9 protein-coding genes are annotated in these 10,336 nt (G+C 62.5%); 1 reads left to right on the top strand and 8 read right to left on the bottom strand.

Going from position 1 to position 10,336, the window contains the following annotated elements; genetic code table 11:
* Window positions 1-146: 146 nt before the first annotated feature.
* Genes RT662_RS08045 through RT662_RS08030 form a run of 4 tightly spaced genes read right to left on the bottom strand, consistent with a single transcriptional unit; the run spans window position 147 to window position 3,060 of the window.
* Window positions 147-884 carry an SDR family oxidoreductase gene (locus RT662_RS08045; RefSeq protein ID WP_313670190.1) on the bottom strand — a complete coding sequence of 246 codons (738 nt, stop codon included), beginning with the start codon at window positions 882-884 and terminating at the stop codon, window positions 147-149.
* A 26-nt stretch (window positions 885-910) separates the two neighbouring features.
* Window positions 911-1,234: an L-rhamnose mutarotase gene (locus tag RT662_RS08040; RefSeq protein ID WP_313670189.1), complete on the bottom strand. Its 324-nt coding sequence runs from the start codon at window positions 1,232-1,234 to the stop codon at window positions 911-913.
* A complete protein-coding gene (locus tag RT662_RS08035) occupies window positions 1,234-2,067 on the bottom strand; it encodes an amidohydrolase family protein (protein ID WP_313670188.1) in 834 nt (277 codons plus the stop codon). Before RT662_RS08035 ends, RT662_RS08040 begins: the two co-directional genes overlap by 1 nt.
* A gap of 3 nt (window positions 2,068-2,070) precedes the next feature.
* Window positions 2,071-3,060: an aldo/keto reductase gene (locus RT662_RS08030; protein WP_313670187.1), complete on the bottom strand. Its 990-nt coding sequence runs from the start codon at window positions 3,058-3,060 to the stop codon at window positions 2,071-2,073.
* 276 nt (window positions 3,061-3,336) lie between these two features.
* On the opposite strand from RT662_RS08030, the gene RT662_RS08025 reads away from it, so the two are divergent.
* Window positions 3,337-4,551: an enolase C-terminal domain-like protein gene (locus tag RT662_RS08025; protein WP_313670185.1), complete on the top strand. Its 1,215-nt coding sequence runs from the start codon at window positions 3,337-3,339 to the stop codon at window positions 4,549-4,551.
* Window positions 4,552-4,583: 32 nt separating this feature from the next.
* Here RT662_RS08025 and RT662_RS08020 read toward each other — a convergent pair whose 3' ends face one another.
* The 4 genes from RT662_RS08020 to RT662_RS08005 form a co-directional block, all read right to left on the bottom strand.
* Window positions 4,584-5,426: a fumarylacetoacetate hydrolase family protein gene (locus RT662_RS08020; protein ID WP_313670184.1), complete on the bottom strand. Its 843-nt coding sequence runs from the start codon at window positions 5,424-5,426 to the stop codon at window positions 4,584-4,586.
* Window positions 5,423-6,724 (bottom strand): alpha-L-fucosidase, encoded by a 1,302-nt coding sequence (locus tag RT662_RS08015; protein WP_313670183.1) that lies wholly within the window; start codon window positions 6,722-6,724, stop codon window positions 5,423-5,425. The genes RT662_RS08020 and RT662_RS08015 overlap by 4 nt, the downstream gene beginning before the upstream one ends.
* Window positions 6,725-6,789: 65 nt before the next feature.
* Window positions 6,790-8,187 (bottom strand): carotenoid oxygenase family protein, encoded by a 1,398-nt coding sequence (locus RT662_RS08010; protein WP_313670182.1) that lies wholly within the window; start codon window positions 8,185-8,187, stop codon window positions 6,790-6,792.
* A 160-nt stretch (window positions 8,188-8,347) separates the two neighbouring features.
* On the bottom strand, window positions 8,348-10,336 hold a 1,989-nt coding region (locus RT662_RS08005; RefSeq protein WP_313670181.1), incomplete at its 5' end, for a TonB-dependent receptor.

The following is a 10,336-nucleotide window of genomic DNA, read 5'->3' as shown; positions in this document are numbered from 1 at the left end:
TGTGGCTGGCCGCGATGTTCGTGGGCGTGCCAATTCTGTGCAAGCTGCTGATCGTGGCGCTCACGTGGAACTTCCCGATCACCCGCGAGATGCAGGCCGCCCTGCGCGCGCAATTGAGCGAGCAGGGCGACGCGCAGCCTGGCTGATCAGTTGCTCCAGCCCCCGTCGATGATGTGGGCCTGGCCAGTGGTATAGCTCGCCTCGTCAGACGCGAGATAGATGGCGAGCGCCGCCACTTCCTCCGGCTTGCCCAACCGGCCCATTGGCTGACGGGCGATGAACGCGGCGCGGGCGGCGACCGGATCGGCTTGGGCGTTGATGCGGCCTTCCAGCGAAGGCGATTCAACCGTGCCGGGGCATATCGCATTGGCGCGAATGCCGCGTGTCACGTAATCAGCCGCCAAGGCCTTGGTCAGACCGATCACCGCGGCCTTGGTGGCGCCATAGGCAAAGCGGTTGGGCGCCCCGCGGATCGAGGATGCCACCGACGCCATGTTGATGACTGTCCCGCTGCCACGCTCAAGCATGCCCGGCAGTGCGGCCCTGATGGTACGAACCATGCTGGTGACGTTCAGATCCCAGCTGAACGCCCAATCCGCACCACTCATGTCGAGGATGGTGCCGTGGTGGACGAAGCCAGCGCAGTTGAACAAGATATCGGGTGTCGCGCCTGAAAGTGCAGCGGCAACCGCCACATCGTCGCGCACGTCCAGCAGCAGGGTGGCGATGGCGGGCGCCTCGGCCGCCAGGCTGGCCAGCGCCGCCTCGTCGATATCGGTGGCGGTGACGGCCGCTCCCTCACGCGCAAACGCGAGCGCAGTGGCCCGTCCGATACCCGCGCCTGCCGCGGTCACGAAGGCGCGCTTGCCTGACAATCGACCCATCTGATGTCCTTTCAGTCCCGGTGAATTCAATCCATGTGAAACACGCATTCCATGTCGGACCACCATTCGCCCGGCTGCGCCGACGGCCATGGGGTCTGGCAGGGATCGGTAAAGGTCCACCAGCGCTGGGTTTCGGGATCCGCGGCAACACGAGCCATGTCGGCCTCCCAGTCGCTGCCGTCATACTCCAGATAGCCGAACAGCACGTCGTCCTTCAGGAAGATCGAGTAGTTTGACACGTTGGCGGCCTTCAGCGCGGCGATCACGCCGGGGAAAGGCTTGGCGTGCAGCGCCTTGTATTCCTCAAGCTTCTCCGGCTTCACCCGGATCACCATCGCGCGCCGCTGCATCAGCCTTCCTCCAAGCCATAGAAACGAACCGCCGTGCCGCCTCTCACTGCAGCCTGGCCGGCCGCATCCAGCCCGGCCAGCAGTTCTTCCGTGGCAGCGACCCACTTGTCATAGCTGCCGGCCAGGTTCAGCACTGGCCAGTCACTGCCCCACATCACCCGATCTGGCCCGAAGGCGGACAGCACGGTATCGGCCACGAGCTTCAGATCGGCGACCTGCCAATCGACCGCAGCTTCGGTCACAAGACCCGACAACTTGACGTGGGTGCGGCCATCGGCAGCCACGGCGGCAAGGTCGCGCGCCCAGCCGGCAAGATTGCCGCCGGCAATGTCGGGCTTTGCAGCGTGATCGATCACGATCTTCAATTCCGGGTGGCGGTCACGCAGCGTGAGTAGGCGGGGCAAGTGACGCGGCCGGATCAATGCATCCAAGGCCAGCCCATGCGCAGCCATTGCCGCCAGCGCCGGCTGCACGGCCGGATCCAGGATGGCGTCATCATCGGCAAGATCCTGCAGCATCGGGCGCAGGCCTACCAGCCGCGGATGGAGCGCCAAGGCCGCAATGCGCGCCGGCGCATCGGCAGCGGCCGGGTCCGTCCAACCCACCACGCCGCGAATGAAGCTGTGGGTGTCGGCCAGCGACAGCATGAAATCAGTTTCGGCAATGGTGGGTGCGGCTTGGACGAGTACCGTTCCCATAATCCCGTGGCGGGACAGCAGCGGCGCCAGGTCATCGGGCAGGAAGTCCTGCCACAGCGGCGCCAGCGCCGGGGTCAGCCAATCATAATCGCCACGGTCCCGGCGCCAGAAATGGTGATGGGCGTCGATCCGCATGGTTCAGGCCGGCACCGGGGCATCGGCGCGGATCAGGCCGGCGCTCTGCATGTCGGCCCACAGCGCTGTCGGGATCGGATGGGCCATGTGGGCAATGTTGGCCGTCATCTCGGCGGCGGAACGTGCACCGGGGATGACGCTTGCAACAGCCGGATGCGCCAACGGGAACTGCAGGGCGGCGGCGGCCAACGGCACGCCGTAGCGTGCGCAGATGTCCGACAGCGCCTGCACCCGGGCCGCCACCGCCGGCGGAACCGCGCCATAATCATAATGCGGATTGCCGGCCAGAACGCCTGAATTGAACGGGCCGCCCACAATGACGCGCACGCCGCGCGCCGCGCAAAGCGGCAGCAGATCGTCGAGCGGGGCCTGTTCCAGCAGTGTGTAGCGCCCGGCGAGCAGGATCACGTCTAGATCGATTTCCGCCAGTACCTGCAAGCAGATGGCGACTTCGTTGACGCCTATCCCGAAACCGCGGGTCAGGCCCTGTCGCTTCAGGGCGGCAAGCGCTGGAAAGGCACCCTGCATGGCGATGTCGAACTGGCGCGGGTGGTCCTCGCGGTGCGTGAGTGGGCCCAAGTCATGGACCAGAAGCATATCCACAGCATCGACGCCCAGACGGCGAAGGCTTTCGTGTGCCTGACGCTCCACGGCCGGACCGGAATAATCGAAATAGGGCCGGGCGCGAGCGGCATCGACAAAACCGGTTTCGCCGGGCGCTTCACCATGGGCGAGGCTGCGCCCTACCTTGGTGGAAAGGATCGACTTGGACAATTGGCCAGCCAGAAACGCCCCCAGCCGCGTTTCAGACAGGCCGTGACCATAATAGGGTGCCGTATCGAAGAACCGAACACCGCCGGCCGTTGCAGCCTCCAGAGCGGCCTGCGCATCGCCATCGGAAAGCGGCGCATAAAGATTGCCAAGCGCCGCACAGCCCATGCCGAGCGGCGGCAGCGCCGGAAACTCCAGTTTATTGGTGAAATTATGGTTCACGCGTGATTAGAACCATGACTCATGAGCGCTGGCAACGACAAAAAGCCACTATGAAGTGAGGCTTGCCCTGCTTTTTTCAATAAGGGGGCTTGCCGAACAGGTGATTTATGGATGAAATAGCAGTTCATACATATACGGGCAGGTGCGACCTTGATGACCACAAACCAGGCCGGAATCCGGCTGCGGCCAGGAACGGCCCCGGGCGCAGTGATCAGCCATGCAACAACGGCCGACATCCGCTTTCCGACGTCACGCTTTCTCGACGGCTCGGACGCAATGAACCCCGACCCGGACTATTCCGCCGCTTACGTCATATTGTCGGCAGATGGTCTGGAAGGCCATGGCCTTGCGTTCACGCTGGGCCGCGGCACCGATCTTGTCGTGGCAGCGATCGACGCGCTGCTGCCTCAGGTCATCGGTCGCAGCCTTGATGGGATTGAGAATGATCTTGCCGGCTTCTGGCGCAGTCTGGTGGGCGACAGCCAGTATCGGTGGCTGGGCCCGGAAAAGGGCATCATTCATCTCGCCACGGCCGCCATCGTCAACGCCGTCTGGGACCTGCTTGCCAAGCGCGCCGGCAAGCCGCTTTGGCTTTATCTCGCCGACATGTCGCCCGAGCAGATCGTATCGGCCATCGATTTCCGTCACATCGCCGATGCCTTGCCGCCGTCGCTGGCGCTCGACCTGCTGAAACGCAACCAGGCCGATCGCCCTGCCCGCATCGCGCGACTGCAGGCGGAAGGCCATGCCGCCTACACCACGTCTGCGGGCTGGCTTGGCTATGATGACCACAAGATCCGCCGCCTCGCCAGCCTCGCCATCGCCGAAGGCTGGTCCGCCATCAAGATGAAGGTCGGCGGCAATCTGGCTGATGATATCCGGCGGTGCAGCGTGCTGCGCGAGGTGCTGGGTCCCGACCGGCTGCTGATGATCGACGCCAACCAGGTTTGGGATGTCGACCAGGCCATCGACTGGGTCAAGGCGCTCGCCGACTTCAATCCCTACTGGATCGAGGAGCCCGTCAGCCCCGACGACATCCTGGGCCACGCCCGCATCCGCCAGGCCGTGTCGCCCATCCGGGTCGCAACGGGCGAACATTGCCACAACCGCATCATGTTCAAGCAATTCCTGCAAGCCGGTGCCATCGATGTGGTGCAGGTGGATGCCTGTCGGCTTGGAGGCGTGAACGAGGTGCTCTCGGTTCTGCTGCTGGCCGCGGCGTTCGACAAGCCGGTCTGCCCGCATGCCGGTGGCGTTGGCCTGTGCGAATATGTGCAGCACATCAGCTTCTTCGACGCCGCCGCCGTGGCCAGTGGCTCGGAAGGGCGCATGATCGAACACGCGGCCCATCTGCACGAGCATTTCGTTGATCCGATCCGTATCCGCGCCGGCCGCTATCTGGCGCCCGAACGCCCGGGCTTCAGCGTCGAAATGAAGGGGGATTCCCGGGGCGAGTACAGCTTCCCGAACGGCAAGGCCTGGCGGGCTTAACGCGGATTGACCGGAGTGCGCCCGGCCCGACTTCAGGCCGGGACGGTGCGCTGCCGCTGTTCGCCCAACCCATTGATACCAAGCCGCACTTCCTGCCCGGCCCGCAGATAAACCGGGGGCGTCTGCCCCAGCCCCACACCCGGCGGCGTCCCCGTCGAGATGATGTCGCCGGTCTGCAGGGTCATGAACTGGCTGATATAGGCAATGAGGTGGGCCACGCCATAAACCATGGTGCGGGTATTGCCCTGCTGATAGCGGTGTCCGTCGACTTCCAGCCATAGATCAAGCGCCTGCGGATTCGGCACGTCTTCCGGCGTGACCAGATAAGGCCCGATCGGTCCAAAGCTGTCGTGGCTCTTGCCTTTCACCCATTGGCCCTGGCGTTCCATCTGAAAGGCCCGTTCCGACACATCGTGGACGATGCAATAGCCCGCCACATGGGAAAGCGCGTCGGCTTCGCTGACATATTTGACCGGTGCCCCGATCACGACACCCAATTCCACTTCCCAATCGGTCTTGGTCGAACCGCGCGGGATCTCGAGATCGTCATTCGGGCCGCAGATGGCATTGACGCCCTTCATGAACAGCACTGGTTCAGGCGGCACGGTGGCGCCGGTTTCGGCGGCGTGATCGGCATAATTGAGGCCAACGCAGATGAACTTTGGCACATGGCCGACGCACGGGCCGAACCGGAACCCAGGCGCCAACGCAGGCAAGCTGAAGGCATCGATACCGCGCAACTTTTGCAAATCGGATGACAGCAAGGCTGGACCGGCGACATCGGCAATGATGCCTGTCAGATCGCGGTGGCTGCCATCGGGGGCGACCAAACCAGGACGTTCCGCGCCGGGGGCGCCATGGCGAAACAGTTTCATGCCATCGTCTCCGTTGAAGGGGCGGCCGGATCAGACCGCGCCGGATCACAATCAAATTCAAGAACCAGCACCGTTGCTGCCGGGTCACGCAAAGCCATCGGCACGTCGATGACCACCTCACCGGGGCCATCGACATGCATCAGTTCATCCAGCACCGGGATGCGTGTCTCGAACAGCAGGCTCGCTTCATGGCCCAGCACACTGACCCGTTTCAGATGCTGTACGGGCACACCGCGCACCGATACCGGCGCCACCGGCTGCATCAGCAAGTGGCAGTAGAGTGTGGTGCCCTTCAGCGTCGTCGGCCCGGGAAACTGCCAGGACTTCAATCCGGCACCGGTTCCGATGATCGCCTCGCCATGGCGACTCATCCAGCGACCGAACTCCGCCATGCGCGCCGCTTGCGGTGGCGGAATGCGCCCCTCACCGTCGGGCCCGATATTGAGCAGCAGGTTGCCGCCGCGACCGGCCACTTCGCACAAGGTATGCACCAGCGCGGCCGGCGACTTGTAATGATCGTCCTTGGCGTTGAACCCCCAGCTCATGTTCATGGTCAGGCAGGTTTCCCACGGCTCGGCCGGTGGTTCGGGCGGCACGAACTGCTCCGGCGTCGCAAAATCGCCATGACCGGGAAGTCGATCGTTTATCAGGATGTCCGGTTGCAGCTGGCGGATCATTCGTTCGAGGCCATCGACATCCCACATCTCGGCGCCACGTTCCCAGGCGCCATCGAACCAAATCATGTCGATGGGGCCATAATCAGTAAGCAGCTCGGTGATCTGCCCACGCAGATAGGCCTGATACGCGGCCCAGCTTTCGGCCGACGGCACCGGATAACCGCCAAACACATAGGGCCGCATCGCATCGGTGAAGGCCGGATAAGCGGGATGGTGCCAATCGGGCAGCGAGTAATAGAAGCCGATCTTCAAGCCGTGACGCCGACAGGCCGCGACGAACGCGCCAACAACATCGGTACCCGGAGCCGTCTTGGCGACGCCATGATCGCCATGCCGGCTGGGCCACAGCGCATAGCCGTCGTGGTGACGGGTCGTGAGCACGGCATAGCGCATGCCGGCTGCAGCAGCAGCGGCAATCCAAGCTTCTGGCGCAGCCGGGTCAGGCTGCCAACCATCGGCGTTGGCATGGTAGGTTTCGGCCGGAATATCCTGCCCCATCGGCAGGGTGACGACACCGCCAACGAGCGGCCAGCTGGCTTCCCAGCCGGCGCGGGCCCACGGGCCCCAATGCACGAACAGGCCAAAGCGAGCCGGTTCAAACCAATGTTGCGTGCGGCGCATTGCGTCCTCCCGCGCTACTCATAGCGAACACTGCTTGCGCCTGCCACATGTGAAACACAGGTTCATCAATAAATTGTATCTGCCGCGATCCAGTTGCCATGGAAACCCAGCGGCACCAACTGCGGCAGCGGGACGATCGCGACGGGGGCAGCGGAAACATCGCGTGCATCCAGCAATACCAGATCAGTGCTATCACGCGTGACATCAAGTACATAGCCCATCAGCCAGCCATCATTCTCGGCTGCCCCGGCGCTGCGCGGCACAAAGACGAACTCGCCGGGGATGCGGCCCTCTCCAAAATCATGAGCCTTGCGCTCGCCCGTATGCAGGTCGTGGGCGAACACACCGGCCACATCGCCAGGCTGGCTGCGACCTTCATCCAGGGTGACGGTATAGGCATAGCGATAGGGCTGGCCGGTCAGGCGTTCGTCGCAGCGCGGAAATTCCTGCGCCACGCTGTCGATCACGCGCCTTTCGACCAGTCTGGTCTGCGGATCGCATGTCCAGCGTTCGAAAGTAACGACTGATGAACCGGGCCGTTCGGTGCCATCGGTCACGAACAGTCGGTCGTGCACCGACACATCCATCACGACACGGCCATCTGGCAGATCATAGGCATTGCAGGGATGGAACACATAGGCCGGTTCCACAGTACACCAGATGATGTCGTCCGGGCCGCCGTCGCGCGGCAGCAGGCCGATGCGCGCACCATGTTCCGGGTTCCAGGCATAGGGCATGGACATACCTGCACGCGCGGCGTCGATGGAGAAGGTTATCGGCAGATCCAGGATCAGCACATAACGGGCGGTGATGGCGCAATCGTGGATCATCGGCCCATCAGGCACGGGGACCTTGATCTCCTTGCGCACCCGCGCATCCGTTCCGACCACAACATAGCGCACAAACTCGCGGTTGCCGCCATTGTAGCAGATCGCATGCAGTTCGCCGGTGGCGGGATCGAGGTGCGGGTGGGCGGTGAACCCGCCGAACTGCAGGCTGCCATCCAGATTGGTATAGGCCGTGGTGCCCAGCAGGGAATCAATCTCGACCGGGAATCCGCCCGCTTCCACCAGCGCCAGAATCTTTCCTCCGTGGCTGATGACGTTGGTGTTGACTGTATCGCCGCGCTCGTAACGCGGGCCGGGGGCCGGGGTTTCGCCCAGCGCGGCGGCGACCCTGTTGGAGCGGATATAGCGATTGCGATACCACAGTGCCTTGCCGTCCTTTATGCGCACCGCGTGGATCATGCCATCGCCGGCAAACCAGTGGTGGGTCTTGCCGTCTGGCGGGATGATCGGGTTGGGTCCGATCCGCATGTAGGTGCCATCAAGCTCGATCGGCAGCGCGCCCCGCACCGGCAGCCCCTCCACGATCAATTCGTCCCGGATCGCGGCATAGGGGCCCTGCAGATAGGGATTCTCATGATCGCCCTGAGTGTCAGTCGCATCAGTTGAAAGTGCCATGGGATCAACCTTTCGCTGAGAAGCCGCGCGGGCAGTCTGAGCCGCAGACGGCTGGATTTCAATCGGCGTACATTTTGCCTAACCAGCAATAAAAATGGCCATCGTCGCGGTTGCCCCGACGATGGCCAAGTGTTTCAGGAGAGAAAGTTTAGGGCCGGGATCAGAAGTTCACACCCACCCGTACCCCGAAGGTGCGGCCGAGATTGGCCGCGCCGTTGGCCCACAGATTGGCCACCGGGTTGAACGCCGCAAAGAAACGCTCATCTGTGATGTTGCGGCCATACACGCTTAGCCGCACGTCGGTGCCGCCCATGGGCACCGTGAAGCCAAGTTGCGCATCCAGCAGGCCATAGGCCGCAATGAGCCCGCGTGGTTCGTTGATCAGGGGCGACGGCCCGCCACCATCAAAGCGCGGTCCCATATGGAAGAAGTAGGAGTCGCTCCAACGGTAGGTGACTAGGGCATCGATGCCGACATTGCCGACCTTGGTTTCATATTGAACCGTACCCGACAACTGCCACGGCGGCGCATTGCGCGGACGCACCGAGTTGGACACATCAAAGCCGTTGAAAACGAAATCCTTATAACGGGCATTGAGATAACCCACCGTGCCCGACAAGGTCAGGCCCTTGGCCGGCACCGCAGCAAACTCGGCTTCCACACCCCAGTAACGCACCGAAGCCGCGTTGGTGACAGTGGTGATGGTGGCCTGGGTTTCCGGGTTACGCCGGATCACTTCTTCCTGCTTGTTGGTATAATCGGTCAGGAAGCCAGCGATATTGAAACGTAGCCTGCGATCCATCCACTCGCTCTTCAGGCCAAGTTCGTAGGTGTTCACCAGTTCCGGATCATACGGCCCGATGGTTTCAGTGGAGTTGCCGCGACCATTGAATCCACCTGACTTGAAGCCCTGGCTCCACGACACGTAGGTCAACACACCATCGCGCGGGCTGTAATCCAGCGCGATCCGCGGGGTGAATTGGCTCCAGCCCTGCGTTCCGGCAGCAACGTTGGTGAAGCCAGGAGCATCGGGATAGAATCCGCCGCCCACCTGGTTGAAGCCGTTCCGATAGATGAAATCCTTGAATTCATAAGTGTATCGGCCGCCCAATGACAGTCGCAGCTGGTCAGTCAGGCTGTAATTTCCCGACAGATAGGCACCAAAGCTGTAGGTTTTCTGCTGGCGATCGACCACTTCAACGGTGCCTGGCGGCAAGCCAAACAGATCAAAGATGAACAGCGAATTCGCGCCATCCTTGTAGTCGACAAATTGCCCGAAAAGGCCGCCCAGAATGGTCAGCCGGTCGTTGACCTTCCAGTTGGCACGGAACTCCTGCATGAATTGCCGCTCGGTCACCGGCTGGACCGAGGCAAACACCGGGATCGGTATGCCGTCGAAATCAGTCTGCTTTTCCTCGCGGAACAGGTTGAACCCGGTGATCGCCGTGATGTCGACATCACCCGCCTTGATGTTGGTGGTCAACGAGGCCGAATGGGTGATGGAACTCAGGAACGTTGGCGTATCCTGATTCGGCTTGGTTAGATCCTGGTTGGGATCGGCACAGGTCGGTCTCGTAACGAGCACGACACCGATGCAGAACAGCTCATTGGGGCCCGAGCGGTTGAACAACACGCCCCAATCGCCCTTGTTCTGCAAGTAATCATAGGTCAGCAGGATTTCGACATCCTCCGACGGCGTGAAGCGCAGCGAAGGCGATACAAGCCACAGATCGGCAAAGCCCCGCCGTTGGCCATTGAACTGGTTAACGAACTGGCCGTCATTGGTTACCCGGTTGACCGCGATGCGGGCATCGACTTTGCCAGGCACGATCGGCCCGGTGATGGCGCCGCGCACGTTGAACTCGCCATAATTACCCACAGTGACCAAAAAATTACCGCCCAGTTCATCCTTGGGTTTGGGCCGGGTGATGTTGATCACCCCGCCGATGGCATTGGCCCCGAACAATTGGCCTTGCGGGCCGCGCAGCACTTCCAGCCGTTCAACATCGACCACGTTCAGAAGCTGACCGGCCACCGACGATCCGAAGATGACGCCATCAACAACGATCTGCACCGCCGGGTTGAACGTGCGATCGAAATCGGCGGTGCCGATGCCGCGAATGAAGATGTTGGCGCCGCCAGCCGAAAC

The organism is Sandarakinorhabdus sp. (assembly GCF_032115815.1).
Classification (GTDB): Bacteria; Pseudomonadota; Alphaproteobacteria; order Sphingomonadales; family Sphingomonadaceae; genus Sandarakinorhabdus.
This window is presented reverse-complemented; position numbering and strand designations above follow the sequence as displayed.